The following is a 24,942-nucleotide window of genomic DNA, read 5'->3' as shown; positions in this document are numbered from 1 at the left end:
CAGGAGCGCGGAGACTCCGCGCTGTCGGCCCCCGGTACCGGGGGGGTCAGGTGATGACCGTCACATCATCCGCCTGCAGACCGCGTTCATTCTCGATCACGTGGTAGCGAACCTTCTGGCCCTCGGCCAGGGTACGGTGGCCACGGCCACGGATGGCACGGAAATGGACGAAGACATCCTCGCCACCGTCACGGGTGATGAAGCCATACCCCTTGTTGACGTTGAACCACTTGACCTCACCGATCTCGCGATCGTCGTCCTCGACCTCGGCCAGGTTGACCAGCTGCGGCGTCAGGGCATTGACCGCCAGGGTTGCCACCAGCAGCAGCACGAAGACCGCCACTGCAGCGGCCAGATAGACCACGGCCACACCGCCCACCTCGAGACTGGCGAACAGTTCCCGCGACAGCACGCCACCGGTAAGGTGCACGAACAGGGCGATCAGCAGGGGGGCCGGTGCGGCCAGCAGAAGACTGATGAGACTACAACGAAGCACGACCTTTCGATTCATGGAACTGAGAGACTCTCTTGTAGTGGTGAAAGGAAGGAATCAACCATCATGAAGGTGCCACGATGAACAGCGACACCCCGCGGAGGAATTCTACCATGGGCGAGGAGTGCGCGCCCGCTGACCTGGCCCGGCGCCTGGACGGCCTGGAGAGCCGCATCGCCTACCAGGAGCACTGGCTGGACACGCTGGACGAGGCCGTCGCCACTCAGGAGCGGCGACTCGCCCGGCTGGAGCGGATCAACGACCTGATGCAGGAGAAGATTCGCGAGCAGCAGCGCGCGCTGCAGGAGATCGACGCGGACGGGCCGCGGCCCGAGGACGAGGTGCCGCCGCATTACTAGCCGCTTCGCGGCAGCTGGAAGCTGGAAGCTGGAAGCTGGAAGCCAGCATGAGCCCACTAATCCTGGGAGCAAGGGGTTTCTTCCAGCTTCAAGCTCAAGCCCGCGCAGCGGGCGCTCTTCCAGCTCCCGGCGCAGCCGGGTTACAGCTCGTCCAGGTAGCGCTCGGCGTCCAGCGCGGCCATGCAGCCGCTGCCGGCGGAGGTCACCGCCTGGCGGTAGACATGGTCCATGACGTCACCGGCGGCGAACACGCCCGGCACGCTGGTCGCGGTGGCGTTGCCGTCGAGTCCGGACTTCACCCGGATATAGCCCCCGGCCATCTCCAGCTGCCCCTCGAAGATCGCGGTATTGGGGCTGTGGCCGATGGCGATGAACACCCCGGGTGCCGCCAGCTCCCTGGTGCTGCCGTCCAGCGTGGACTTGAGCCGCACCCCGGTCACCCCGGTGTTGTCACCCAGCACCTCGTCCAGGGTGTGGTTCCACTCCAGCATCACGTTGCCGCTCTCGGCCTTCTCGAACAGCTTGTCCTGGAGGATCTTCTCGGCGCGCAGGCTGTCCCGGCGATGCACCAGGGTCACCCTGGAGGCGATGTTGGAGAGGTAGAGCGCCTCCTCCACGGCGGTGTTGCCGCCGCCCACCACCACCACTTCCTGGTTGCGGTAGAAGAAGCCGTCACAGGTGGCGCAGGCCGAGACCCCCTGGCCCATGAACTTCTGCTCCGACTCGAGGCCCAGATAGCGCGCACTGGCGCCGGTGGCGATGATCAGCGCATCACAGGTGTAGGTGCCGTTGTCGCCCTTGAGGGTGAAGGGGCGTTCGCGCAGCTCCACCTCGTGGATATGGTCGAACAGCACCTCGGTATCGAAACGCTCGGCGTGGCGCTTCATGCGCTCCATCAGCTCCGGCCCCTGGACGCCGACATCGTCGCCCGGCCAGTTGTCGACGTCGGTGGTGGTGGTCAGCTGGCCACCGGCCTGCATGCCGGTGATCAGCAGCGGCTTGAGGTTGGCCCGGGCCGCATAGACGGCCGCGGTGTAGCCGGCCGGACCGGAGCCGAGAATGATCAGGCGTTCGTGACGCGCTTCGCTCATGGGTAACCTCGCTCATCGTTCATGGGTCGTGCAGGGAGTTCCCGCTCCCTCACGCCGGGCAGCAACGCCGGGTCGAACCGGCCGGACACGGCGACGGAAGGGCATTGTAGCAGCCGCGGACACTGCGGGCCGCCACCCCCGCAGGGGCCATTTCACAGCACGTCGTCGTCGCGACCCAGGGTCACGCTCTCCAGCTCACCGTCGGTCGACACCTCGATGCGCACCTGGATCGGGGCACAGCAATGGGGGCAGTCTTCCCAGGTCTGCTGGCTTCCCTCCGACCGGTCCACCAGCAGCTCGAAGGGTGTGTCACAGTAGGGGCAGTGCACCGGATGACGATCGAGTTGCTCCTCGTGCATGCGCTTCTTCCTCCGCGCGCCCGTCGAGGCGTTGATGGGGCCGGGTGGCCGCTTTTCAAGCCGGGGGCGACGGCTCCCTGGCACTCCTCCACGGGCATTGGTTGAAAGTGGCACCTATCATGACCATGTGTGTTCCCAAGGTACAAGGATGGTTCGTTCACTCCCCCCTCGAAAGGAGGACAGCATGAGCACCGAGTCCACACCGGATACCCTGCAGACACTCGAGGCAGGCGGCACCACCTACCACTACCATAGCCTGCCGAAGGCCGCCGAGGCATTGGGCGACATCGACCGGCTGCCGATGACGCTGAAGATCCTGCTGGAGAACCAGCTGCGCTTCGCCAGCGAACCGAGCGTTTCCCGCGACGACATGCAGGCGCTGGTCGACTGGCAGCGGGAGGCCCGTTCCGATCGCGAGATCGGCTATCGCCCGGCCCGGGTACTGATGCAGGACTTCACCGGCGTGCCCGGCGTGGTGGACCTCGCCTCCATGCGCGCCGCGGTGGAGGCACTGGGCGAGGACCCCGCCCGCATCAACCCGCTCTCGCCGGTGGACCTGGTCATCGACCACTCGGTGATGGTCGACAAGTTCGGCAACCCCACCGCCTTCCGCGACAACGTCGCCATCGAGATGGAGCGCAACCGCGAACGCTACGAGTTCCTGCGCTGGGGCCAGCAGGCCTTCGACAACTTCCGCGTGGTGCCGCCGGGCACCGGCATCTGTCACCAGGTCAACCTGGAGTACCTGGGCAAGACGGTGTGGACGAAGGAGGAGGACGGCCGGACACTGGCCTACCCCGACACCCTGGTGGGCACCGATTCCCACACCACCATGATCAACGGCCTGGGCGTGCTGGGCTGGGGCGTCGGCGGCATCGAGGCCGAGGCGGCCATGCTCGGCCAGCCGGTATCGATGCTGATCCCCGAGGTGGTCGGCTTCAAGCTCACCGGCAAGCTGCGCGAGGGCATCACCGCCACCGACCTGGTGCTGACGGTGACCGAGATGCTGCGCCAGAAGGGGGTGGTGGGCAAGTTCGTCGAGTTCTACGGCGACGGCCTGGCCGACCTGCCGCTGGCCGACCGCGCCACCATCGCCAACATGGCGCCCGAGTACGGCGCCACCTGCGGCTTCTTCCCGGTGGACGAGGAGACCCTGACCTACATGCGCCTGACCGCTCGCGACGCTGCCCAGGTCGCCCTGGTCGAGGCCTACTGCAAGGCCCAGGGACTCTGGCGCGAGCCGGGTCATGAGCCGATCTTCAGCGACACCCTGCACCTGGACATGAGCGAGGTCGTGGCGAGCCTGGCGGGCCCCAAGCGTCCCCAGGACCGGGTGGCACTCACCGGGATGAAGGCGGCCTTCGCCCGGTTCATGGAGGACGACGGCAAGCCGACACCGTCGACCGAGCAGGGCAGGCTGATGTCCGAGGGAGGCGGCCAGGCCGCCGTGGGGTCTGAGCGCAGCTTCGAGCATGCCGACAGCCAGGACGTCGACCTGGATGGCGAGGCCTTCCGGCTCGATCCCGGTGCCGTGGTGATCGCCGCCATCACCTCCTGCACCAACACCTCCAACCCCAGCGTGATGATGGCCGCCGGGCTGCTGGCCCGTAAGGCCCGGGAGAAGGGGCTGCATACCAAGCCCTGGGTGAAGACCTCCCTGGCGCCCGGTTCCAAGGTGGTCACCGACTACCTGGTCGCCGGCGGCGTGCAGGACGACCTCAACGCCCTGGGTTTCAACCTGGTGGGCTACGGCTGCACCACCTGCATCGGCAACTCCGGTCCCCTGGCGACCCCCATCGAACAGGCCATCGAGGACGGTGACCTGGCCGTGGCCTCGGTGCTCTCGGGCAACCGCAACTTCGAGGGACGGGTGCATCCGCTGGTCAGGACCAACTGGCTCGCCTCGCCGCCCCTGGTGGTGGCCTATGCCCTGGCCGGCAATGTCCAGCTCGACCTGACACGGGAGCCGCTGGGCGTCGACCACCACGGCCAGCCGGTCACCCTCAAGGACGTCTGGCCGTCCCAGGCCGAGATCGCCGAAGCCGTCGAGCAGGTCAACACCGAGATGTTCCGCAAGGAGTATGCCGAGGTGTTCGACGGCGACGAGGTCTGGAAGGCCATCGAGGTGCCCCGTAGCAAGGTCTACCAGTGGTCGACGGACTCCACCTACATCCAGCACCCGCCCTTCTTCGAGGGCATGGGCCGGACACCCGATGCCATCGAGGACGTCAGGGATGCCCGGGTACTCGCCATGCTGGGGGACTCGGTGACCACCGACCACATCTCCCCGGCCGGTGCCATCAAGCCCGACAGCCCTGCGGGGCGCTACCTCCAGGAGCGCGGCGTCAAGCCGGTGGACTTCAACTCCTACGGCTCGCGCCGCGGCAACCACGAGATCATGATGCGCGGCACCTTCGCCAACGTGCGCATCAAAAACGAGATGCTCGACGGCGTGGTCGGCGGCGAGACTCGCCACGTGCCCTCCGGCGAGCAGATGGCGATCTACGACGCCGCCATGAAGTACCAGCAGGAAGGCACGCCCCTGGTGGTGATCGCCGGCAAGGAGTACGGCACCGGCTCCTCCCGCGACTGGGCCGCCAAGGGCACCCGCCTGCTCGGCGTTCGCGCCGTGCTGGCCGAGTCCTACGAGCGTATCCACCGCTCCAACCTGATCGGCATGGGCGTGGTGCCGCTGCAGTTCCCCGAGGGCGAGGACCGCAAGACGTTGGGCCTGACCGGCGACGAGCGCGTCTCCATCGCGGGGCTTGCCGACCTCAGCCCCGGTGGCAAGGTCACGGTCACCGTGGCGTCCGACAAGGGCGAGAAGCGGATCGAGGCGCTGTGTCGCATCGATACCGCCAACGAGCTGGAGTACTACCGCCACGGCGGCATCCTCCACTATGTGCTGCGCAAGATGATCGGGTCGGCCTGACCAGGACGGCATGAGCGCGCCCCCGACCCTCCACCGCTGATGCAAAAGGCCCCGCCGCGGCGGGGCTTTCTTCTGAATGCGCTTCGAGCTTCGAGCTTCGAGCTTCGAGCTTCGAGCTTCGAGCTTCGAGCTTCGAGCTTCGAGCTTCGAGCTTCGAGCAGCAGTGTATGCCCGACTCTTCGGCGATTGCCCGAAGCCCGCTGCTCGCTGCCGGGGCCTAGAACGAGCGGCGACGATAGCGACGATACGCCGGCGTCCAGCAGTTGCGCTCGATGGCCGCGCGCAGCTTGAGGCCGTCGGTCTTCAGCGCCACGCCCTCCTGCTGCGCCTGGGCAGCCACGTCGAAGGCGATCGCCTTGGAGAGCTCGCGGATCTGGGAGAGCGGCGGCAAGAGCGCACCCTCGCCCTCCTTGACCAGCGGCGCCTCCCGCGCCAGCGCCCGGGATGCGGACATCAGCATCGCATCGGTGACCCGCCTGGCACCGCTGGCCACCACCCCCAGGCCGATGCCCGGGAAAATATAGGCGTTGTTGCACTGGGCGATGGGGTAGGTGATGCCGTCGAGCACCACCGGGGCGAAGGGACTGCCGGTCGCCACCAGCGCCTGGCCGTCGGTCCAGGCGAGCACGTCCTCCGGCGTCGCCTCGGCACGGGAGGTGGGGTTGGAGAGCGGCATGATCAACGGCCGGGAGCAGCCGGCATGCATGGCACGCACCACCTCCTCGGTGAAGATGCCGGGCTGGCCGCAGACGCCGATCAGCACCGTCGGACGCACCTGGCTCACCACCTCCAGCAGGTCGCGCCCGTGCCAGTCGTTGAGCAGGGTCGGATCCTGGGCGAGGCGCCGCTGGAAGTCCCACAGCCCCTCCATGTCCTCGGTGACCAGGCCATCCCGGTCGACCATGTAGACCCTGCTGCGGGCCTCCTTCTCGGTCAGGCCCTCGGTCTGCATCGCCACCACGATCTGCTCGGCGATGCCGCACCCCGCCGAGCCACCGCCGACGAACACGACCCGCTGCTGCCCGATCCCCTCGTCGCGCGCCTGGCAGGCGGCCATCAGGGTGCCCACCACCACCGAGGCGGTCCCCTGGACGTCATCGTTGAAGCAGCACAGCTCGTCGCGGTAGCGCTCGAGCAGCGGCAGGGCGTTGGCCTGGGCGAAATCTTCGAACTGCAGCAGCACTCCCGGCCAGCGCCGTTTCACCGCGGCGATGAACTCCGCCATGAAGGCATCGTACTCTTCCTGGGAGACGCGCGGGTGGCGCCAGCCCATGTACATGGGGTCGTCGAGCAGCGCCCGGTTGTTGGTGCCCACGTCGAGCATGATCGGCTGGGTGTAGGCCGGGCTGATGCCGCCGCAGGCGGTATAGAGCGCCAGCTTGCCGATGGGAATCCCCATGCCGCCGATGCCCTGGTCGCCGAGCCCCAGGATGCGTTCACCGTCGGTGACCACGATCACCCTGACCTTGTCCTTGGTGGAACTGCGCAGGATGTCGTCCATGCGGTCGCGGTCCGGATAGGCGATGAAGAGCCCGCGGTGGTTGCGATAGATGTTGGAGAACTCCTCGCAGGCCTTGCCGACCGTGGGGGTGTAGATGATCGGCAGCATCTCCTCGAGGTGCTCCGAGACCAGCCGGTAGTAGAGGGTCTCGTTGTCGTCCTGGATGGCGCGCAGGTAGATGTGGCGGTCCAGGTCGTTCTGGCACTGGCTGTACTGACGATAGGCCCGTTCCGCCTGCTCCTCGATGGATTCGACGTTCTGCGGCAGCAGGCCGATCAGGTTGAACTCGATGCGCTCCTCGCGGGTGAAGGCGCTGCCCTTGTTGAGCAACGGCATCTCCAGCAGCGGAGGGCCGGCATAGGGGATATAGAGGGGACGCTTGGGTTCGTTGGTCATCTCTGATCTCGATGCGGTGACTGGAACGGGCCGTTGGCGCTCTCGCGGCGCCTTTGCGCTCACTCTACCATGACGACAACGACTGCGCCCCGGCCTGGGCCGGGGCGCGGGTTCACGCTGGGTTCACTGCGTTCAGCAGCCCTTGGCCACCGGCAGACGACGGGCCTCGCCCACGAAGAAGAGGGGGCGCAGCTTGACGCCGAGCATGTTGCCGGCGAAGGCCGCCACCAGCCAGACCCAGCCATGCAGGCTGCCCGAGGCGATCCCGCCGAAATAGGCACCGATGTTGCAGCCGAAGGCCAGGCGCGCGCCGTAGCCCAGCATCAGGCCGCCGATCACCGCCGCCAGGACCGACCTGGCCGGGATGCGGAAGTTGGGGGCGAACTTGCCGGCCAGCGATGCCGCCAACAGCGCCCCGATCAGGATGCCGATGTTCATCACGCTGGTGATGTCGCGCCAGATGGTGGCCTCCAGGGCAGCCGCATTCCACGACGACTGCCAGTAGCCCCACTGGCTCACGTCGCCGCCCAGGAACTCGAAGCCCTTGGCCCCCCACAGGGCGAAGGCCGAGGTGATCCCCCAGGGACGGCCGGCCAGGGCCAGGGTGGCGAAGTTGAGCAGCGCCAGCGCCACGGCGCCGAACAGCAGTGGCCAGGGGCCGGTGAGCCAGCGCCGGTTGCCGGCATCGATCCTGGGGGTCTGCTCCAGCTGGCCATGGCGGCGTTTCTCCATCACCACCGTGACAGCGGCGATGGCCGCGAACAGCAGCAGGCTGACCGCGATGCCACCACCGACACCGAGTTCCGAGACCAGCGAGGTGGGCCGGAAGGCGGGCAGGCTCTGCCACCAGGCGAAGTGGGCGGTGCCGATCACCGAGCCGACGATGAAGAACAGCAGGGTGATCAGCATGCGGGCATTGCCGCCGCCGGCCGTGAACAGGGTGCCCGAGGCGCACCCCCCGCCCAGCTGCATGCCGACACCGAACAGGAAGGCCCCGACGACCACCGACACACCGATCGGCGCCACATAGCCGTATACCGAGGTGCCGAACAGGGTGCCGGCCCCCAGCGCGGGGAAGAAGAGCAGCACGGCGACGGCCAGCATCACCATCTGGGCGCGCAGGCCGCGGCCGCGGCGCTCGGTGATGAAGACCCGCCAGGCGGCGGTGAAGCCGAAGGCGGCATGATAGAGCACCATGCCCAGCAGGCCACCCACCACCATCAACAGGCCGATACGCAGGCCGAAGGCGGCACCCACGGCCAGGGCACCCAGCAGCAGGGCGCCGGCGGCCACGGCAGGAACGGGAAGTCTCTTCTGCTGTGTCAGGGCAAGGTCACTCATGGCGGCTCTCTCGATGTCGACGGGAAGGGGACCCCGTCAAATAGAGCATGCTAACGATTGACGGAAAGCACGTAAAAGCATTTAAGTGAAGAAATTAATTACATGAGAGCATATACGAGGGACTCGCAACGACAGCGGGCGCCCGCAGGCGCCCGCCGGCTCAGACGAAGCGGCCCAGCCCGACCGCCTGGCGCAGGCGATCCATGAAGGGAGCCGCCTCGGCACGGGCCCGGTCGGCTCCCTTGAGCAGCACCTGCTCTATATGGCCGGGGTCCTCCATCAGCGCCTGGTAGCGCTCGCGGGGTTCGCGCAGGTGCTCGTTGAGGTAGTCGAAGACGCGGTTCTTGGCCTCCCCCCAGCCGATGCCGTTCCCATACTCGCTACGCATGGCGGCGGTCTCCTCCGCCGTGGCGAAGGCCGAGTAGATCTGGAACAGGGTGCAGCTGTCGGGGTCCTTGGGCTCGCCGGGCTCCAGCGAGTTGGTCTTGATCTTGCGCACCAGCTTGAGCAGCTTCTTCTCGGAGACGAACAGGGGAATGGTGTTGTTGTAGCTCTTGGACATCTTGCGCCCGTCCAGGCCGCCCAGCACCTCGACCTTCTCGTCCACCACCGCCTCGGGCAGGCTGAAGTAGTCGCCCCTGTAGAGGTGGTTGAAGCGCCCCGCGATATCGCGGGCCATCTCGATGTGCTGGATCTGGTCGCGACCCACCGGCACCTTGTGGGCATTGAACATCAGGATGTCGGCGGCCATCAGCACCGGGTAGCCGAACAGCCCCATGGTGATGCCCTTGTCCGGGTCCTGGTTGCCGGCGGCCTCGTTCTCGGCCACCGCCGCCTTGTAGGCGTGGGCGCGGTTCATCAGCCCCTTGGCGCAGACGCAGGAGAGCATCCAGGTGAGCTCGGGAATCTCGGGCACGTCCGACTGGCGGTAGAAGATGGCGTTGTCGGTGTCCAGCCCCAGTGCCAGCCAGGTGGCGGCGATCTCCAGGCGCGACTCCTGCACCCGACGCGGATCCTGGCACTTGATCAGTGCATGCAGGTCGGCGAGGAAGTAGTAGGACTGGACGCTGGGGTCCTGGCTCGCGGCGATGGCGGGCTTGATGGCACCGACGTAGTTGCCCAGGTGGGGGGTGCCGGTGGTGGTGATACCGGTGAGAACGCGGGTCTTCTCGGAAGCTGCACTCATGGGGAAAGCGGACTCTGCTGTTCGGAAATGCCCGCTATGGTAACGCGCGCTCCCCCACAAGGCGACCGGGGTAGACTCTGACACCCAGGGCTGATGGCGCGGCACCCCGGGCTGCATTCGCGATCCCGTGAGCGAAACCCTGACACTTCGTTCACCGCTTCACGTCGGGGCACAACATAATCCCTCACGGGTGCCCCTCGACCGACATCCCTGTCGGTCGACGTGCGCGGTTTCACTCGTGTCAGCGCTCCCGGGTAGATATCGCTCACTGCAGCCCGTGGCACCGCTGGCGATATGAGCAGCCGCCTCACGACAGGGCATCGACATAGCCGGGGCGTGGCTTGCGAGGCCCCGTCGTCGCCGCATGATCAGCCCAGCAGCGCCTGGGGCTCGGCCCACTCCAGCCCGAAAGCCTCGGCCACCGCCCGATAGGTCACCCGGCCGTCGTGGACATTGAGCCCGGCCGCGAAGTGCGGGTCCTCGGCCAGCGCCTGCTGCCAGCCCTTGTCGGCCAGGGCGGTGACGAACGGCAGGGTGGCGTTGGTCAGCGCCTGGGTGGAGGTGCGCGCCACCGCGCCCGGCATGTTGGCCACGCAGTAGTGCACGACGCCATCGACGATGTAGGTGGGATCGGCATGGGTGGTGGGCCGGCTGGTCTCGAAGCAGCCGCCCTGGTCGATGGCCACGTCCACCAGCACGCTGCCGGGCTTCATCTCGGCGAGCATGGCGCGGGTGATCAGCTTCGGCGCGGCGGCCCCGGGAATCAGCACGGCCCCGATGATCAGGTCGCACTCGCGGACCGCCTCGTCGATGGCGTCGGCGGTGGAGAAGACCGTCTTCATGTGCCCCTGGTAGCGGTCGTCCAGGGCCTCGAGGCGCGGGATCGACTTGTCCAGCACCGTGACCTCGGCGCCCAGCCCCAGCGCCATGCGCGCGGCATTCTCGCCCACCACGCCGCCGCCGATCACCGCGACCCTGGCCGGCGCCACCCCGGGCACCCCCGGCAACAGCACGCCGGATCCGCCCTGGGCCTTCTCCAGGCCATGGGCGCCGGCCTGGATCGCCATGCGGCCGGCCACCGTGCTCATCGGTGCCAGCAGCGGCAGGCCGCCCTGGCGGTCGGTGACGGTCTCGTAGGCGATGCAGGTGGCGCCGCTGCCCATCAGGCCGCGGGTGAGGGCCTCCTCGGCGGCCAGGTGGAGATAGGTGAACAGGGTCTGGCCCTGCGTCAGCCGCGCGACCTCCTCGGGCTGCGGCTCCTTCACCTTGAGGATGAGTTCGGCGTCGTTCCAGACCGTTGCCACGTCGGCCTCGAGCCGCGCACCGGCCGCTTCATAGGCGGCATCCGCGAAGCCGGCGCCCTCGCCCGCCCCGGCCTGCACCGTCACCGCATGGCCGCGGCCCACCAGTTCCCGGGCCCCGGTGGGGGTCAGGGCGACGCGGTACTCATGGTTCTTGATTTCCTTCGGGACAGCGATCTTCATGACACCTCCTGTGCAGGAAAAGGGGGTAAGGAACGGTGTGATGCACCCATTACAGCACAGTCAGTCCATACACGAAGGTTCCACGAAGAAAAACGGAAAAAAATCATATACCGCTGCCGGAGTGCAGAAAATCGACTCTCCCACAGGAGAAACGACCAGAAATCCTGCCATTCCTCATTCGATGACGAGCGCCTCGCCGTAGGCGGTCACGTATTCCGTCGGCAGGCGCCGGGGACGCCCGCTGGAGAGCGCGATGCAGGCAAAGCGGGTGCGGCCGCGCAGCAGGGTGCGGCCATCGGCGGGGCGGATCAGCTGAAAGCGGCGCGTCAGGGTCAGGCGGCGGTCACACGCGACGATCCAGGTCGCCAGTTGCAGCCGGTCGCCCTCGAGGGCCGGTGCAAGGTAATCGAGCTCATGGCGATGTACCGCCATGGCCCGGTCCAGCGCCCGGTAGCGGGCAAGGTCCAGGCCCAGGTGCGCCGAGTGGGCCCAGCTGACCCGTTCGACCCAGCGCAGGTACTCGGCGTTGTTGACATGACCGTACTCGTCGATGGCCGAGGCGTCGGCCTCGATGTCGATCACGAAGGGATCGGGCAGGTCCCATGCCGGACTCATTTCATCGCTCCCTGAGGGTTCCGCACTGCCAGCAGGTATCGAAGACGCCTTCCAGGGTTTCACCGCAGCCCGGACAGGTCCAGTCGGAGGCCTCCCCCCTCCCCTCCAGGGACCCGCGGATCAGCGCCTCGGCGCGTTCACGATTATGGGGGGCGACCCAGACCTCGGGCTCGCACTCGCCCAGCGGCAGCTCGCCGGCCCCGCCCCCCAGGGTCATGTTGCGCAGTTCGGCGGGAATCCCCGCCGCGGACAGCACGTTGTGCAGATGGCTGACCAGCAGCGCATTGGAGTGGGCGAAGACACGGACATACTCGGGGGGCATGACGTTCAGTCCCTGAAGACCCTGACGCCCAGGGCCTTGAGGTAGGATGTTTCCGGAATCGCCGGGTGCACCGGGTGATCCGGCCCCTGGTGCCCCTGGAAGAGGATCTGGCCCTGGCGGTCCTGGTGGCGCACCGCGCCACGCACCACGTCCACCAGCCGCTCCGGCGCCAGATGCATGGAGCAGGAGGCCGAGAGCAGCAGGCCGTCGCGACCCAGCAGGCGCATCGCCTCGCGATTGAGCTTGCCATAGGCACGCTCGCCGCCGGGAATGTCCTTGCGCTTCTTGATGAAGGCCGGCGGATCGAGGATCACCACGTCGAACGCCTCGCCGTCGGCCTTGAGTGCCGCCAGGGCCTCGAAGGCATCGCCCTCGCCCACCGCCACCTGCTCGTGGAGGCCGTTGAGGGCGGCGTTCTCGGCGACGCGTTCCAGCGCCGACGCGGAGGCGTCCACGCAGAGCACCTCGCTGGCCCCGCTGGCGGCGGCCTGGATGCCCCAGCCACCCACGTAGCTGAACAGGTCCAGCACCCGCTTGCCGGCCACCAGGCCATTGAGCCAGGCACGGTTGGTCCGGTGGTCGTAGAACCAGCCGGTCTTCTGGCCATCGAGCACCGGCGCGACGAAGCGCACGCCGTTCTCCTCCAGCAGCACCGGGTCGGGCAGCTCGCCCCTGACCACCTCGACGGAGAGCTCGAGACCCTCCTGGCGGCGGCCGCTGGTATCGTTGCGCAGCACCACCGCCTGCGGCGACAGCACCTTGTCCAGGGCGTCGAGCAGCTCGGCGAGCACCGCCTGCATCCCGGCGGTATTGAGCTGGACCACCAGCACGTCGCCGAACCGGTCGATCACCAGCCCCGGCAGCAGGTCGCCCTCGCCGTGCACCAGGCGGTAGAAGGGCTTGTCGAAGAGCCGCTGGCGCAGCGACAGCGCCTGGTTGAGCCGATGCACCAGCAGCGAACGGTCGAGGCCCTGTTGCGGATCCCGGGAGACCATCCGTGCGCAGATCAGCGAGTGCGGATTGACGTAGGCCACGCCCATGGCCTTGCCGTTGGCGGCCTCCACCACGACCTGCTCACCGGCCTCGATGGCCTTGAGCGGGGTCGCCTCGATGTCGACCTCGTTGGAGTAGAGCCACAGGTGACCGGCCTTGAGGCGGCGGTCGGCGTTCTTCTTCAGGCGCAGGCTTCGAGTGACGGTCATGGTCTTGTCTCGTGGGAAAGGGGAAGTGGCGGCCGGGCACGCCGCCACGGCATCAGGACTGGCAACTGCCACAGAACACGCTGGCCCGTTGCCCGAGGGTCACCAGGCGCAGCTCGGCGCCACAGCGCCGGCAGGACTGGCCATCGCGACCGTAGACATTGAGTCGCTGCTTGAAATAGCCGGGCTCGCCGGTGCCGGCGACGAAGTCCCGCAGGGTGGTACCGCCCTGGGTAATGGCCGCCGCCAGCACCTCGCGCACCGCGTCCGCCAGGCGATCGTAGCGCTCACGGGAGATGCGACCGGCGGCACGGCGCGGGTCGATACCGGCCAGGAACAGGGCCTCGGCGGCATAGATGTTGCCGACTCCCACCACCACGGCGCTGTCCATCAGGAAGGGCTTCACCGCCAGGCGACGGCCGCGGGAGAGAGCGTACAGCCGCTCGCCGTCGAAGGCATCGGACAACGGCTCCGGCCCCAGCCGGGACAGCCTCGGGTCGCGCTCGGCACTGCCCGCGAGCCAGTCGACGAAGCCGAAGCGCCGCGGGTCGTGATAGCGCAGGATGGCCCCGTCGTCGAACACCAGGTCGAGGTGGTCGTGCTTCTTCGGCAGCTCGCCGAGTCGGGCGATGCGCAGGCTGCCGGACATGCCCAGGTGCCAGAGCAGGGTGCCCGCCTCGCCCCGCCCGGAAACCGGCACCAGCAGGTACTTGGCGCGCCGGGCGAGCTCGCCCACCCGGGCGCCCACCAGCCGGTCGACCAGGTCCACCGGCACCGGCACGCGCAAGCGCGCCTGGCGCACGATCACCTCGGTGATCTCGCGGCCCTCCACATGGGGAGCGATACCGCGGCGGGTGGTCTCGACTTCGGGCAGCTCAGGCATGGGCGGCGCTCGCGACGGGGGCCTCGGAAACGCCTGAACCCGACCACGGGGCCGGGTTCAGGAGGACAGGCAAGAACACCTGCGGAAGACGACCAGGGCTTACTTGATCTTGGCTTCCTTGTACATCACGTGCTGACGGACCACCGGATCGTACTTCTTGAACTCGAGCTTGTCCGGGGTGTTCCGCTTGTTCTTGTCGGTGGTGTAGTAGTGGCCGGTACCGGCGCTGGACACCAGCTTGATCTTGTCACGCATGACTGCTTGCTCCCGTGTAGTCGCTGGAAAGCGGATCGCTTAGACGGCTTCGCCGCGCTTGCGGATGTCGCTGAGCACCGCCTCGATGCCCTTCTTGTCGATGATGCGCATGCCCTTGGAGGAGACGCGCAGCTTGACGAAGCGCTTCTCGGACTCCACCCAGAAACGGTGGCTATGCAGGTTCGGCAAGAAACGACGGCGGGTCTTGCGCTGGGAGTGTGAAACGTTGTTACCAGTCACCGGGCGCTTGCCGGTAACCTGACATACTTTTGACATTGGAGCCTCCAACCGCTGGGCCAGGTATTCGAAGCGCGAGCGTTCAAAACCTGAGTGTTCAAAACCTGTCGGGCAAACCGGGAGATCCCGTGAAATTTGACCCAAGGGAATTCAAAGGCTGCACTTTATACCAGAGACCGCCACGCTCGGCAAGCGATGCGGCGATGATCCGACAGGGGCATGGCATGGCCCCGCGTCACTCGCGAGCGGCGCGGAAGGCGGCGATGACAGGCGGGACCCTTGCCCATGGACAGGGCCCAGCGCAACCGGTGTCGCATTGTACCCGGCCATGCCCGGTTTGCATATCCACCGCGGCACTCGCGGTGACCCAGGGCGAGAGGCACCGCGGGCAGGTCGAAGAGGGGGCCGCCGGAACCGCCTCGAGCGTTGCCGCCAGCTGCGACAGCCCTGTCAGATCCACCCCCGCTCGGCGAAGGAAACCACCTCGCCATCCCCCACCACGAAGTGGTCCAGCACCCGGATCTCGAACAGCGAAAGCGCCTCGCGCAGCCGCTCGGTGATGCGCCGGTCGGCGTCGCTGGGCTCGGCGATGCCCGAGGGATGGTTATGGGCGAAGATGATCGCCCCGGCGCCCAGCTCCAGGGCACGGCGGGCCACTTCCCGGGGGTAGACCGAGGCGCTGTCCAGGGTCCCGCGGAACAGCGACTCGAAACGGATGACCCGGTGCTGGCTGTCGAGGAAGAGTGCCGCGAACTCCTCGTGCCCCAGGTGGCGCAGCTGTGCGGCGAGATACGCCCGCACCAGCGACGGCGAGGTCAGGGCATCGCCCCTGGCCAGCTGGCTCGCCAGATGACGACGCGACAGCTCGAGGGTCGCCTGCAACTGCACGAACTTGGCCGTACCCAGGCCATGCTCGGCGCAGAAGCGCTCCCGGCCGGCCTCGAGCAGCTGGCGCAGCCCGCCGAAGGACGTCAGCAGGTCTCGGGCCAGGTCCACCGCCGAGCGCCCCTGCACGCCGACCCTCAGGAAGATCGCCAACAGCTCGGCATCGGAGAGGGCCTCGGGGCCCCATGCCAGCAGCTTCTCTCGGGGGCGCTCGCCCTCCGGCCAGTCACGGATCGCCATTCCTGCCTCCCTGCACACCGTTCCGTCGTCGTTGCGTCACACACCAGTGTAGCCGTCCCGCGACGCCGCTGCGGCTACGCAAGGCACCACGCCGGTGGTAAGGTAGGCGCCTGGATATCAGCTCGGGTTTCGTCCATGTCAAAGCCGTCAGGCACCCGGTCCGCCGGCCGCCGGTCCGCCGGCCGCCGGTCCGCCGGCCGCAGGATACTCCTCGGCATCAGCGCCGGTATCGCCGCCTACAAGAGCGCCCAGCTGGCCCGCCTGCTGAAGCAGGCGGGCTGCGAGGTGCGCGTGGTCATGACCGAGGGCGCCCAGGCCTTCATCACGCCGCTGACACTCCAGGCGTTGTCCGGCGAGCCCGTGCGCACCTCGCTGCTCGACCCGGAGGCCGAGGCCGGCATGGGCCACATCGAGCTGGCCCGCTGGGCCGATGTCATCCTCATCGCCCCCGCCACCGCCGACCTGATGGCACGCCTGGCCACGGGGCAGGCGGACGACCTGCTCACCACCCTGTGCCTGGCCAGCGAGGCCGAGGCGGTGATGGCCCCGGCCATGAACCAGGCGATGTGGCGCCACCCGGCCACGAGGCGCAATGCCGCCCGGCTGGAGGCGGATGGCTGGCGCCTGCTGGGGCCGGCCAGCGGCGACCAGGCCTGCGGTGACGTGGGCCCGGGCCGCATGCTGGAGCCCGAGGCCATCGTCACCGAGTTGCTGTCCCTGGCGCCCGACGCCGCGCCGGCCATGGCGCCCGACGCCGCATCGGGCCGGCCGTCCGGGTCCCGCGAGGCCGACGGCCTGACCATCACCATCACCGCCGGCCCCACGCGGGAGCCGCTCGACCCGGTGCGCTACCTCTCCAATCACAGCTCCGGCAAGATGGGCTTCGCCCTGGCCGCCGCTGCCGCGCGCCTCGGTGCGAGGGTAAGGCTGATCAGCGGCCCGGTGGCACTGCCCACCCCTGACGGGGTGGAGCGTCTCGATGTGGAGACAGCCCTGGAGATGCACGAGGCCGCCCAGCGACTCGCCGGCGACAGCGACATCTTCATCGGCTGCGCCGCCGTGGCCGACTATCGCGCCGAGGCGCCGGCCGCGCACAAGATCAAGAAGCGCGAGGGGCAGGACGACCTGACCCTCACCCTGGTCAAGAATCCCGACATCATCGCCGAGGTGGCGAGCCGCGATGACCGCCCCTTCGTGGTGGGTTTCGCCGCCGAGACCCGCGACCTCGAGGCCTATGCCCGGGACAAGCTGACCCGCAAGGGGCTCGACATGATCGTCGCCAACGATGTCTCCCGGGCAGGGCTCGGCTTCGGTGCCGATGACAATGCCGCCCTGCTACTGTGGCGAGATGGCGACACTCCGGGCCAGGACAGCCTCCCCCCCCAGCCCAAGTCGGAGCTGGCCATGACCGTGATCCGGCGCGCCCTGGCTTGCCTGCAGGCCCGCCGCCACTCCTGACACCGCCCCGATCCCGCAAGGACTTCCGATGCCCGATACCGCCGAACGCCCGTCCGCCAAGCCACGCCTGGCCGTCAAGCTGCTCGACCCGCGCCTGCGCGACTACCTGCCCCACTACGCCACCGACGGCTCCGCCGGGATGGACCTGCGCGCCCTGCTCGACGACCCCCTGACCCTGGCCCCGGGCCAGTGCGAACTGGTGCGCACCGGGCTCGCCATCCACATCGGCGACCCGGGGCTCGCCGGCATGATCCTCCCCCGCTCGGGGCTCGGCCACAAGCACGGCATCGTGCTCGGCAACCTGGTGGGACTGATCGACTCCGACTACCAGGGCGAGCTGATGGTCTCGGTGTGGAACCGCGGCAGCGCCCCCTTCGTGCTCGACCCCTTCGAGCGACTGGCACAGTATGTGCTTGTTCCCGTGGTGCAGGCCGAACTGCAGGTCGTCGACGATTTCGCCGCCAGTGCCCGGGGCGAGGGCGGCTTCGGCAGTTCGGGAAGACACTGAGCCATTCGGGCTCCAACGAGGGAATGACCAGATGAGCCAAGACACCAGACAGGCCGTACCCGCGTCGATTTTCCGCGCCTACGACATCCGCGGCATTGTCGATGACACCCTCACCGAGGCAAGCGTCGAGCTGATCGGCCGCGCGATCGGCAGCGAGGCCGCCGCCCGCGGCGAATCCACCGTGGTCGTCGCCCGCGACGGCCGCCTCTCCGGGCCCCGCCTGCTCACCGCCCTGACCCGCGGCCTGACCGCCAGCGGCCGCGACGTCATCGATATCGGCATGGTCCCCACCCCGGTCCTCTACTTCGCCACCCACATCCTCGACGGCACCGCCTCGGGGGTGATGGTCACCGGCAGCCACAACCCGCCGGACTACAACGGCTTCAAGATCGTGCTGGGCGGGGAGACCCTCTCCGGCGATGCCATCACCGCCCTTCACACCCGCATCGCCACGGGGGACCTGACCGAGGGCCAGGGCAGCGTGCGCCAGGAGGACGTGCGCGCCGCCTACCTCGATCGCATCCTCGGCGACGTGCGCCTGGCGCGGCCGATCAAGGCGGTGGTCGACTGCGGCAACGGCGTGGCCGGCGAGCTGGGCCCGCAGTTGATCGAGCGCCTCGGCGCCGAGACGATCCCGCTGTTCGCCGAGATCGACGGCACCTTCCCCAACCATCACCCGGACCCGGGCAAGCCCGAGAACCTCCAGGACCTGATCCGCACCGTGCAGGAGACGGGCGCCGACATCGGCCTGGCCTTCGACGGCGACGGCGACCGCCTCGGGGTGATCACCCCGAGCGGCAAGCTGATCTACCCCGACCACCTGCTGATGGCCTTCGCCGAGGACATGCTCGCGCGCAACCCCGGCGCCCGGGTGATCTTCGACGTCAAGTGCACCGGCAACCTGACCCGGGTGATCGAGGAGGCCGGTGGCGAACCCGAGATGTGGCGCACCGGCCACTCGCTGATCAAGGCACGCATGAAGGAGACCGGTGCCCTGCTGGCCGGCGAGATGAGCGGCCACATCTTCTTCCAGGAGCGCTGGTACGGCTTCGATGACGGCCTCTATGGCGCGGCGCGGCTGCTGGAGATCCTGTCCAAGCAACACGATGACGCCGACGCCTTCTTCGCCCGCTACCCCCAGGACCTGAGCACCCCGGAGATCAACGTCACCGTCACCGACGAGACCAAGTTCGACCTGGTGGCCCGCCTGGCCCGGGAAGGCGACTTCGGCGACGAGGGCGTCAAGACGACCCTCGACGGCATTCGCGTGGACTATCCGGACGGCTGGGGACTGTGCCGCGCCTCCAACACCACGCCGGTGCTGGTGCTGCGCTTCGAGGGCAAGAGCGAGGCGGCACTGGACCGCATCCGCACGCGCTTCGCCGAGGCGCTCGAGCAGGTGGCGCCGGAACTCGACGTGACGCTCTGAGCGAGGCGATCTCCTCCAAGACAGGCTGCCGCCGAGGCGCGGCAGCCGGCATGACAAGGGAACCCGAGCATGACCGACAAGACCCGTGACCCGCGCCTGGTGGTGGAGGTGCTCTCCGAGGCCCTGCCCTACATCCAGCGCTTCTCCGGCAAGACCGTGGTGGTGAAGTACGGCGGCAACGCCATGACCGAGGACGCCCTGATCGACTCCTTCGCCCGCAACATGGTGCTGATGAAGGAGGTGGGCATCAATCCGGTGGTGGTCCACGGTGGCGGCCCGCAGATCGGCGACCTGCTGAAGAAGCTCAACATCGAGTCGCGCTTCGTCAACGGCATGCGGGTCACCGACGCCGAGACCATGGACGTGGTCGAGATGGTGCTCGGCGGCCTGGTCAACAAGGGCATCGTCAACCTGATCAACCAGTGCGGCGGCAAGGCGATCGGCCTCACCGGCAAGGATGGCAGCCAGATCCGCGCCCGCCAGCTCAAGGTGGAGCACCAGACCCCGGAGATGACCGCCCCCGAGATCATCGACATCGGCCACGTGGGCGAGGTCGAGCACATCTCCACCGACCTGATCGAGATGCTCGCCGAGCGCGACTTCATCCCGGTCATCGCCCCCATCGGCGTGGACGCCGAGGGCCACAGCTACAACATCAACGCCGACCTGGTGGCCGGCAAGGTGGCCGAGGCACTGGGCGCCGAGAAGCTGATGCTGCTCACCAACGTGGCCGGCCTGATGAACGCCGAGGGCGAGGTGCTCACCGGCCTGACCACCGCCCAGGTGGATGCCCTGATCAGTGACGGCACCATCCACGGCGGCATGCTGCCCAAGATCCGCTGCGCCCTGGATGCCGTGAAGGGCGGGGTGAAGAGCGCCCATATCATCGATGGCCGGGTACCCCACGCCACCCTGCTGGAGATCTTCACCAACGCCGGGGTCGGCACCCTGATCACCGATGCCGAGCAGGACGAGCCCATCGCCTGATCCCGGAACAGGGGCCCACCACGGCTTTTGCACCCTGGCGGACCCGGGACTAGGATGGTTCGATCACATAAAAGAAAAGACCGATATGACGCAGGAAACCCCCACTCCCAGCCGTCGCGAGCAGATCCTCCAGGCGCTCGCGCTGATGCTCGAGGAAGACAGCGGCAAGCGGATCACCGTGGCCGCCCTGGCGCGCCAGGTCGGCGTCTCGGAGGCCGCCCTCTACCGCCACTTCCCCAGCAAGGCACGCATGTTCGAGGGGCTCATCGAGTTCATCGAGGAGTCGCTGTTCGAACGCATCAACCGCATCCTCGACCAGGAGCCCCACGCCATCCCGCGCTGCGGCCAGGTCCTCGCCCTGCTGCTGGGCTTCGCCGAGAAGAACCCCGGCCTCTCGCGGCTGCTGGGCGGCGACGCCCTGACCGGCGAGACCGCACGGCTGCGGCTGCGCATCCACCAGCTGTTCGAGCGCCTCGATACCCAGCTCAAGCAGATCCTGCGCGAGGCCGAACTGCGCGAGGGGCGTCGCCCCTCCCTGCCGGCCTCGGCGGCGGCCAACCTGCTGCTGGCCCAGGCCGAGGGACGCATCTCCCAGTACGTGCGCAGCGACTTCCGTCGCCGCCCCACCGAGCACTGGGACGACCAGTGGGCACTGCTGTCGACGCAGCTGCTCAGGGAGGCGCCCCAGCTGGCCGGCGCCTGACGCAAGAAGCCCCGGCAGTGCCGGGGCTTCTTCGCGGGTACCCTTGACGCGGCGTGGGGATCAGGCCGCGAGAGTATCGCCGATCTGCAGGCGAATCTTCTTCATGGCGTTCTTCTCGAGCTGGCGGATCCGCTCGGCGGAGACGCCATAGACATCGGCCAGCTCGTGCAGGGTCGCCTTGTGCTCGGAGAGCCAGCGGCGCTGCAGGATGTCCCGGGACCGCTCGTCGAGCTCCTCCAGGGCCAGCTGCAGGCGACGGGTGGCATCGCCCTCCCAGTCGCTGTCCTCGAGCTGGGTGGCCGGATCGGCCGCCGAGTCGTCCAGGTAGTGCACGGGAGCCTGCCAGGCGGACTCCTCGTCCTCGCCGGGAGCGGCATCGAAACCCGCATCGTGGGCCGACAGCCGGCCCTCCATCTCGCGTACCACCTCGGGCTTGACGTCGAGATCCCTGGCGATGGCATCGACCTCGTCGTTGTTGAGCCAGGCGAGGCGCTTCTTGGCACTGCGCAGGTTGAAGAACAGCTTGCGCTGGGCCTTGGTGGTGGCGATCTTGACGATGCGCCAGTTACGCAGCACGAACTCGTGGATCTCGGCCTTGATCCAGTGCACGGCGAAGGAGACCAGGCGCACGCCCTGGTTGGGGTCGAAGCGCTTGACCGCCTTCATCAGGCCGACGTTGCCTTCCTGGATCAGGTCTGCCTGGGGCAGGCCATAGCCGGAATAGCTGCGGGCGATGTGCACCACGAAGCGCAGGTGCGACAACACCAGGCGACGCGCCGCCTCCAGGTCGCCATCGTCGTGCAGGCGGAAGGCCAGTTCGCGCTCCTCGTCGGCGGTCAGCATGGGTATGCCGTTGACCGCCTGGATGTAACCGTTGAGGTCATGTCCCGGGGAGAGGTGGCCCACCGGCAGAAGACTGGTGCTCATGTGCAGGTTGTCTCCTTCTCTAAGCCTAGATACCTGGCCCAAGTATGATATCGGGGATCGCTGCCTTGGATGCCATTGGCGGAAAAATGTTCCGCCGAAGCGGCCGATCCCGATCGAATGTACGGCCATACCGGTCGCCCGGCAACCGCTTCCGACGGTTGTCGCGGCCGTGTCCCGGCACTAGCGCGGACGGATCTCGGCGAGGTGGCGACTCACCGCCATCCAGGCGCCCAGCCAGCCAAGCAGTGTACTACAGACGAGCAGAATTGCCGAGCCCGAGAGCCCCAGCCGCGGCAGGCTGAAGCTGGCACCGTAGCTGGCCGCCAGCGCCGAGACCGGGGCGGCGAGCCAGCCGCTGCCGAGCGTCAGCAGCCCCCAGGCCAGCACGCCGCCACCCAGGCCGTACCAGGCGCCGCTGTAGAGGAAGGGGCGGCGCACGAAGGCATGGGTGGCACCGATCAGGGTCACCACCTCGATCTCCTGGCGCCGGCTCTCCACCGAGAGCCGGATGGTATTGCCCACCACCAGCAGCACGCCCAGGCCGAACAGCACCGCCAGCGCCAGCGCCACCCGCCGCCCCAGCTCGGCCAGGTGGCGCAGCCGCTCGATCCAGGCCAGGTCGAGGCGCACCTCGTCGACCCCGGCGACGCCTTCCAGTCGCCCGGCCAGCTGGCGTACCGCCAGCGGATCGGGATCGACGGGCGTCACCACCACGCTGGCCGGCAGGGGGTTGTCCTCGAGCCGACCCAGGGCATCGGCGAGCCCCAGCGCCTGCTGGAACTCGGCCATGCCCTCGGCAGCAGTGATCAGGCGGGTACGCGCCACGCCCTCGTGGGCGGCCAGGGCCTCCTCGATGCGCAGTGCCTGGGCATCGGCCACGCGGGACTCGAGGTAGACGGTAAGGGTCGCACTCTCCTCCAGCTCGGCATCCAGCAACCGGGCACCGTCCAGTGTCAGCCAGAGTGCGGCAGGCAGCACCAGGGCGATGGCGATGGCGAGCATGGTCAACAGGCTACCCACGGGGTGACGGATCAGCCGGAGGGCACTGTCCAGGCACATGGCACGGTGGTGGCGCCCCCAGCCACGCAGGCGGCTGGAGGAGCGGGTACGGTGGGAACGGGCGCCTCGACGGGGGACGGGTTCGGCCGGCTGTCGGCTCATGCGGCCTCCTCGTCGGCGACCAGGCGGCCGTCGCGCAGGCGCAGCACCCGATGGCGCAAGCGGGCGATCAGCGCCAGGTCGTGACTGGCGATCATCACCGTGGTGCCGATGCGGTTGAAGTCCTCGAACAGCGCCATGATGTCGGCGGAGAGCTGGGGGTCGAGGTTGCCGGTGGGCTCGTCGGCCAGCAGCAGGGCCGGCTTGTTGACCACCGCCCGGGCGATGCCGACACGCTGCTGTTCACCGCCGGAGAGCTCGATGGGCAGGGCCTTCTCGCGGTGCAGCAGCCCCACCTTGTCCAGCGCCGCCCGCACCCGCCGAGCCCCCTCCCGGGGCTCGACGCCCTGGATCTCCAGCGGCAGCGACACGTTGTGGTAGATGGAGCGGTCGAAGAGCAGCTGGTGGTCCTGGAAGACCACGCCGATCTGGCGCCGGTAGAAGGGCACCTGGCTGTGATGCAGCCGGTCGATGTCGTGACCGGCCACCAGCACCCGCCCCCGGGTGGGCCGCTCGAGCCGCATGATCAGGCGCAGCAGCGAACTCTTGCCGGCACCGGAGTGACCGGTGAGAAAGACCATCTCGCCACGCCGCACGCGAAAGTCGATGTTGGCGAGCGCCTCGAAGCGCCCGCCGTATCGCTTGCCGACGTGTTCGAAGGCGATCATGCGGAGGCCGAGTCCCGATCGGCTTCCCGGTCGAACAGGGCGTCGACGAACTCGCTCGCCACGAAGGGCCGCAGGTCATCGAGCGACTCGCCGACACCGATGAAGCGGATCGGCGTGCCCAGCTGCTTGGCGAGCGCGAAGATGATCCCCCCCTTGGCGGTACCGTCGAGCTTGGTCAGGGTCACCCCCGTGACCGGCACCGCCTCGTTGAAGGTGCTGGCCTGGGAGAGCGCGTTCTGGCCGGTGCCGGCATCGAGCACCAGCATCACCTCGTGGGGCGCCGTGGCGTCGAGCTTGCCCATCACCCGGTGGACCTTCTTGAGTTCCTCCATCAGGTGGGCCTTGTTGTGCAGTCGCCCGGCAGTATCGGCGATCAGCACGTCGACACCGCGCGCCTTGGCCGCCGCCACGGCGTCATAGATCACCGAGGCGCTGTCGGCACCGGTGTGCTGGGCGATCACCGGCACGTCGTTGCGCTCGCCCCATACCTTGAGCTGCTCCACGGCGGCGGCGCGGAAGGTGTCGCCGGCGGCCAGCATCACGCTCCTGCCCTCGCGCTGGAAGCGCTGGGTCAGCTTGCCGATGGTGGTGGTCTTGCCGACCCCGTTGACGCCCACCACCAGGATGACGAAGGGGCCTTCCCCCTCCGGCGGCAGCACGAGGGGCCTGGCGACCGTCTCGAGCATGGCGGCGAGCTCGCCCTGGAGCGCGCGGAAGAGCGCCTCGGGGTCCTTGAGCTCCTTGCGCGAGACCCGCTCGGTGAGGCGGTCGATGATCTCGGTGGTGGCCTCGATGCCCACATCCGCCATGAGCAGCTGGGTCTCGAGGTCCTCCATCAGCTCGTCGTCGATCTGCTTCCTGCCGAGGAAGAGGCCGGCGAGGCCGTCGGAGAGGTTGGCGCGGGTCTTGCCGAGCCCCGCACGGATACGGGCGAACCAGCCCCGCTTGTCCTGCTGGCCCGCCTGTCCCGGCTTCTCCTGGAGTGCCGCACGGGGGGACGGCTCCGGCGTGGCCGGCGCCTCCCCTTCCGCCTCCCCGGGAGCGGGCCCGTCCGACGCCGTGGATTCGGCAGGCGGCGCCGAATGGCGTGCCTGCGCTTCGGCAGGCGCTTCCGGACCAGCGTTGCCTGCCTCGTCGACGGCGGGCGGCTCGTCCCGCCGGGGCGGAAGACGCTCGGCCGCCTCAGCCGGCTCGGCCGCCGCCTGGTCGCCGTCCTGCGGCACCTCCTCGGCCGGGAGATCACTCTCCTGCTCCGCCGGCTGCTGTTGCTGATCCTGCTTCTTGCGCTTGAAAAAACCGAACATGAGATGCTTCAGCCTCAGGGGT

Annotated in this window: 25 protein-coding genes; 7 read left to right on the top strand and 18 right to left on the bottom strand. The window is 68.4% G+C overall.

The genetic code is table 11. From position 1 onward, the window contains the following. Positions 1-46: 46 nt before the first annotated feature. On the bottom strand, positions 47-511 hold the full coding sequence (locus ACOMD9_RS02670) for a cold-shock protein (RefSeq protein WP_421412011.1): 465 nt from the start codon (positions 509-511) through the stop codon (positions 47-49). 95 nt (positions 512-606) lie between these two features. Between ACOMD9_RS02670 and ACOMD9_RS02665 the strand changes: the two genes are divergently transcribed. Continuing rightward, on the top strand, positions 607-852 hold the full coding sequence (locus ACOMD9_RS02665) for a SlyX family protein (RefSeq protein WP_421412010.1): 246 nt from the start codon (positions 607-609) through the stop codon (positions 850-852). Positions 853-992: 140 nt separating this feature from the next. Here ACOMD9_RS02665 and trxB read toward each other — a convergent pair whose 3' ends face one another. Then, positions 993-1,943: a thioredoxin-disulfide reductase gene (gene trxB / locus ACOMD9_RS02660; protein WP_421412009.1), complete on the bottom strand. Its 951-nt coding sequence runs from the start codon at positions 1,941-1,943 to the stop codon at positions 993-995. A gap of 152 nt (positions 1,944-2,095) precedes the next feature. Further along, positions 2,096-2,302: a zinc ribbon domain-containing protein gene (locus tag ACOMD9_RS02655; RefSeq protein ID WP_421412008.1), complete on the bottom strand. Its 207-nt coding sequence runs from the start codon at positions 2,300-2,302 to the stop codon at positions 2,096-2,098. 184 nt (positions 2,303-2,486) lie between these two features. On the opposite strand from ACOMD9_RS02655, the gene acnA reads away from it, so the two are divergent. Next, positions 2,487-5,234, top strand: a complete 2,748-nt coding sequence (gene acnA / locus ACOMD9_RS02650) for an aconitate hydratase AcnA (protein ID WP_421412007.1) — start codon at positions 2,487-2,489, stop codon at positions 5,232-5,234. 217 nt (positions 5,235-5,451) lie between these two features. Here the strand turns inward: acnA and ACOMD9_RS02645 are convergent, their stop codons facing one another. The 11 genes from ACOMD9_RS02645 to radC form a co-directional block, all read right to left on the bottom strand. Further along, positions 5,452-7,131 carry an NAD-dependent malic enzyme gene (locus ACOMD9_RS02645; protein WP_421412006.1) on the bottom strand — a complete coding sequence of 560 codons (1,680 nt, stop codon included), beginning with the start codon at positions 7,129-7,131 and terminating at the stop codon, positions 5,452-5,454. A 132-nt stretch (positions 7,132-7,263) separates the two neighbouring features. Then, positions 7,264-8,472 (bottom strand): YeeE/YedE family protein, encoded by a 1,209-nt coding sequence (locus ACOMD9_RS02640; RefSeq protein WP_421412005.1) that lies wholly within the window; start codon positions 8,470-8,472, stop codon positions 7,264-7,266. A gap of 160 nt (positions 8,473-8,632) precedes the next feature. Continuing rightward, the gene (locus tag ACOMD9_RS02635) at positions 8,633-9,658 is read right to left on the bottom strand and encodes a tryptophan--tRNA ligase (protein WP_421412004.1); all 1,026 of its coding nucleotides are present in this window, start codon (positions 9,656-9,658) and stop codon (positions 8,633-8,635) included. A gap of 368 nt (positions 9,659-10,026) precedes the next feature. Continuing rightward, entirely contained in the window at positions 10,027-11,142 is a 1,116-nt protein-coding gene (gene ald, locus ACOMD9_RS02630; protein WP_421412003.1) for an alanine dehydrogenase, read from the bottom strand. A gap of 174 nt (positions 11,143-11,316) precedes the next feature. Continuing rightward, on the bottom strand, positions 11,317-11,757 hold the full coding sequence (locus ACOMD9_RS02625; RefSeq protein ID WP_421412002.1) for an acyl-CoA thioesterase: 441 nt from the start codon (positions 11,755-11,757) through the stop codon (positions 11,317-11,319). Between the two features lies 1 nt (position 11,758). Beyond that, complete coding sequence (locus ACOMD9_RS02620; protein ID WP_421412001.1) at positions 11,759-12,079, bottom strand: putative signal transducing protein; 321 nt, start codon at positions 12,077-12,079, stop codon at positions 11,759-11,761. Positions 12,080-12,084: 5 nt separating this feature from the next. Next, positions 12,085-13,281 carry a class I SAM-dependent rRNA methyltransferase gene (locus ACOMD9_RS02615; protein WP_421412000.1) on the bottom strand — a complete coding sequence of 399 codons (1,197 nt, stop codon included), beginning with the start codon at positions 13,279-13,281 and terminating at the stop codon, positions 12,085-12,087. Between the two features lie 52 nt (positions 13,282-13,333). Further along, positions 13,334-14,161 (bottom strand): bifunctional DNA-formamidopyrimidine glycosylase/DNA-(apurinic or apyrimidinic site) lyase, encoded by an 828-nt coding sequence (gene mutM, locus ACOMD9_RS02610; protein WP_421411999.1) that lies wholly within the window; start codon positions 14,159-14,161, stop codon positions 13,334-13,336. A 99-nt stretch (positions 14,162-14,260) separates the two neighbouring features. Then, a complete protein-coding gene (gene rpmG / locus ACOMD9_RS02605; protein WP_102630031.1) occupies positions 14,261-14,416 on the bottom strand; it encodes a 50S ribosomal protein L33 in 156 nt (51 codons plus the stop codon). Between the two features lie 39 nt (positions 14,417-14,455). Next, the gene (gene rpmB / locus ACOMD9_RS02600) at positions 14,456-14,692 is read right to left on the bottom strand and encodes a 50S ribosomal protein L28 (RefSeq protein WP_421411998.1); all 237 of its coding nucleotides are present in this window, start codon (positions 14,690-14,692) and stop codon (positions 14,456-14,458) included. A 411-nt stretch (positions 14,693-15,103) separates the two neighbouring features. Next, a complete protein-coding gene (radC, locus tag ACOMD9_RS02595) occupies positions 15,104-15,778 on the bottom strand; it encodes a RadC family protein (protein WP_421411997.1) in 675 nt (224 codons plus the stop codon). 135 nt (positions 15,779-15,913) lie between these two features. On the opposite strand from radC, the gene coaBC reads away from it, so the two are divergent. The 5 genes from coaBC (at position 15,914) to slmA (ending at position 20,863) form a co-directional block, all read left to right on the top strand. Next, a complete protein-coding gene (coaBC, locus tag ACOMD9_RS02590; RefSeq protein WP_421411996.1) occupies positions 15,914-17,236 on the top strand; it encodes a bifunctional phosphopantothenoylcysteine decarboxylase/phosphopantothenate--cysteine ligase CoaBC in 1,323 nt (440 codons plus the stop codon). Between the two features lie 28 nt (positions 17,237-17,264). Beyond that, a complete protein-coding gene (dut, locus tag ACOMD9_RS02585) occupies positions 17,265-17,744 on the top strand; it encodes a dUTP diphosphatase (protein ID WP_421411995.1) in 480 nt (159 codons plus the stop codon). A gap of 31 nt (positions 17,745-17,775) precedes the next feature. After that, positions 17,776-19,173 carry a phosphomannomutase/phosphoglucomutase gene (locus ACOMD9_RS02580; RefSeq protein WP_421411994.1) on the top strand — a complete coding sequence of 466 codons (1,398 nt, stop codon included), beginning with the start codon at positions 17,776-17,778 and terminating at the stop codon, positions 19,171-19,173. Between the two features lie 69 nt (positions 19,174-19,242). Next, the gene (gene argB, locus ACOMD9_RS02575) at positions 19,243-20,160 is read left to right on the top strand and encodes an acetylglutamate kinase (RefSeq protein WP_421411993.1); all 918 of its coding nucleotides are present in this window, start codon (positions 19,243-19,245) and stop codon (positions 20,158-20,160) included. A gap of 85 nt (positions 20,161-20,245) precedes the next feature. Continuing rightward, positions 20,246-20,863, top strand: coding sequence for a nucleoid occlusion factor SlmA (slmA, locus tag ACOMD9_RS02570; protein ID WP_421411992.1), 618 nt, complete (start codon positions 20,246-20,248; stop codon positions 20,861-20,863). Positions 20,864-20,923: 60 nt separating this feature from the next. Here the strand turns inward: slmA and rpoH are convergent, their stop codons facing one another. The 4 genes from rpoH to ftsY form a co-directional block, all read right to left on the bottom strand. Beyond that, positions 20,924-21,790, bottom strand: a complete 867-nt coding sequence (gene rpoH / locus ACOMD9_RS02565) for an RNA polymerase sigma factor RpoH (protein WP_421411991.1) — start codon at positions 21,788-21,790, stop codon at positions 20,924-20,926. A gap of 180 nt (positions 21,791-21,970) precedes the next feature. Continuing rightward, on the bottom strand, positions 21,971-22,951 hold the full coding sequence (gene ftsX / locus ACOMD9_RS02560) for a permease-like cell division protein FtsX (protein ID WP_421411990.1): 981 nt from the start codon (positions 22,949-22,951) through the stop codon (positions 21,971-21,973). Beyond that, positions 22,948-23,616: a cell division ATP-binding protein FtsE gene (gene ftsE, locus ACOMD9_RS02555; RefSeq protein WP_421411989.1), complete on the bottom strand. Its 669-nt coding sequence runs from the start codon at positions 23,614-23,616 to the stop codon at positions 22,948-22,950. The genes ftsX and ftsE overlap by 4 nt, the downstream gene beginning before the upstream one ends. Beyond that, positions 23,613-24,920 carry a signal recognition particle-docking protein FtsY gene (gene ftsY / locus ACOMD9_RS02550; RefSeq protein ID WP_421411988.1) on the bottom strand — a complete coding sequence of 436 codons (1,308 nt, stop codon included), beginning with the start codon at positions 24,918-24,920 and terminating at the stop codon, positions 23,613-23,615. The genes ftsE and ftsY overlap by 4 nt, the downstream gene beginning before the upstream one ends. Positions 24,921-24,942 lie beyond the last annotated feature (22 nt).

It is taken from the genome of Halomonas terrestris (assembly GCF_049166755.1).
GTDB lineage: Bacteria > Pseudomonadota > Gammaproteobacteria > Pseudomonadales > Halomonadaceae > Halomonas.
Note: the sequence above shows the minus strand (reverse complement) of the source record. Positions and strands in the feature narration are given on the sequence as shown.

Bases quoted from the DNA above. Each gene is read 5' to 3' on its own strand.
- ACOMD9_RS02670 (WP_421412011.1), bottom strand. From the start codon at position 511: ATGAATCGAAAGGTCGTGCTTCGTTGTAGTCTCATCAGTCTTCTGCTG.
- ACOMD9_RS02665 (WP_421412010.1), top strand. From the start codon at position 607: ATGGGCGAGGAGTGCGCGCCCGCTGACCTGGCCCGGCGCCTGGACGGC.
- trxB (WP_421412009.1), bottom strand. From the start codon at position 1,943: ATGAGCGAAGCGCGTCACGAACGCCTGATCATTCTCGGCTCCGGTCCG.
- ACOMD9_RS02655 (WP_421412008.1), bottom strand. From the start codon at position 2,302: ATGCACGAGGAGCAACTCGATCGTCATCCGGTGCACTGCCCCTACTGT.
- acnA (WP_421412007.1), top strand. From the start codon at position 2,487: ATGAGCACCGAGTCCACACCGGATACCCTGCAGACACTCGAGGCAGGC.
- ACOMD9_RS02645 (WP_421412006.1), bottom strand. From the start codon at position 7,131: ATGACCAACGAACCCAAGCGTCCCCTCTATATCCCCTATGCCGGCCCT.
- ACOMD9_RS02640 (WP_421412005.1), bottom strand. From the start codon at position 8,472: ATGAGTGACCTTGCCCTGACACAGCAGAAGAGACTTCCCGTTCCTGCC.
- ACOMD9_RS02635 (WP_421412004.1), bottom strand. From the start codon at position 9,658: ATGAGTGCAGCTTCCGAGAAGACCCGCGTTCTCACCGGTATCACCACC.
- ald (WP_421412003.1), bottom strand. From the start codon at position 11,142: ATGAAGATCGCTGTCCCGAAGGAAATCAAGAACCATGAGTACCGCGTC.
- ACOMD9_RS02625 (WP_421412002.1), bottom strand. From the start codon at position 11,757: ATGAGTCCGGCATGGGACCTGCCCGATCCCTTCGTGATCGACATCGAG.
- ACOMD9_RS02620 (WP_421412001.1), bottom strand. From the start codon at position 12,079: ATGCCCCCCGAGTATGTCCGTGTCTTCGCCCACTCCAATGCGCTGCTG.
- ACOMD9_RS02615 (WP_421412000.1), bottom strand. From the start codon at position 13,281: ATGACCGTCACTCGAAGCCTGCGCCTGAAGAAGAACGCCGACCGCCGC.
- mutM (WP_421411999.1), bottom strand. From the start codon at position 14,161: ATGCCTGAGCTGCCCGAAGTCGAGACCACCCGCCGCGGTATCGCTCCC.
- rpmG (WP_102630031.1), bottom strand. From the start codon at position 14,416: ATGCGTGACAAGATCAAGCTGGTGTCCAGCGCCGGTACCGGCCACTAC.
- rpmB (WP_421411998.1), bottom strand. From the start codon at position 14,692: ATGTCAAAAGTATGTCAGGTTACCGGCAAGCGCCCGGTGACTGGTAAC.
- radC (WP_421411997.1), bottom strand. From the start codon at position 15,778: ATGGCGATCCGTGACTGGCCGGAGGGCGAGCGCCCCCGAGAGAAGCTG.
- coaBC (WP_421411996.1), top strand. From the start codon at position 15,914: ATGTCAAAGCCGTCAGGCACCCGGTCCGCCGGCCGCCGGTCCGCCGGC.
- dut (WP_421411995.1), top strand. From the start codon at position 17,265: ATGCCCGATACCGCCGAACGCCCGTCCGCCAAGCCACGCCTGGCCGTC.
- ACOMD9_RS02580 (WP_421411994.1), top strand. From the start codon at position 17,776: ATGAGCCAAGACACCAGACAGGCCGTACCCGCGTCGATTTTCCGCGCC.
- argB (WP_421411993.1), top strand. From the start codon at position 19,243: ATGACCGACAAGACCCGTGACCCGCGCCTGGTGGTGGAGGTGCTCTCC.
- slmA (WP_421411992.1), top strand. From the start codon at position 20,246: ATGACGCAGGAAACCCCCACTCCCAGCCGTCGCGAGCAGATCCTCCAG.
- rpoH (WP_421411991.1), bottom strand. From the start codon at position 21,790: ATGAGCACCAGTCTTCTGCCGGTGGGCCACCTCTCCCCGGGACATGAC.
- ftsX (WP_421411990.1), bottom strand. From the start codon at position 22,951: ATGAGCCGACAGCCGGCCGAACCCGTCCCCCGTCGAGGCGCCCGTTCC.
- ftsE (WP_421411989.1), bottom strand. From the start codon at position 23,616: ATGATCGCCTTCGAACACGTCGGCAAGCGATACGGCGGGCGCTTCGAG.
- ftsY (WP_421411988.1), bottom strand. From the start codon at position 24,920: ATGTTCGGTTTTTTCAAGCGCAAGAAGCAGGATCAGCAACAGCAGCCG.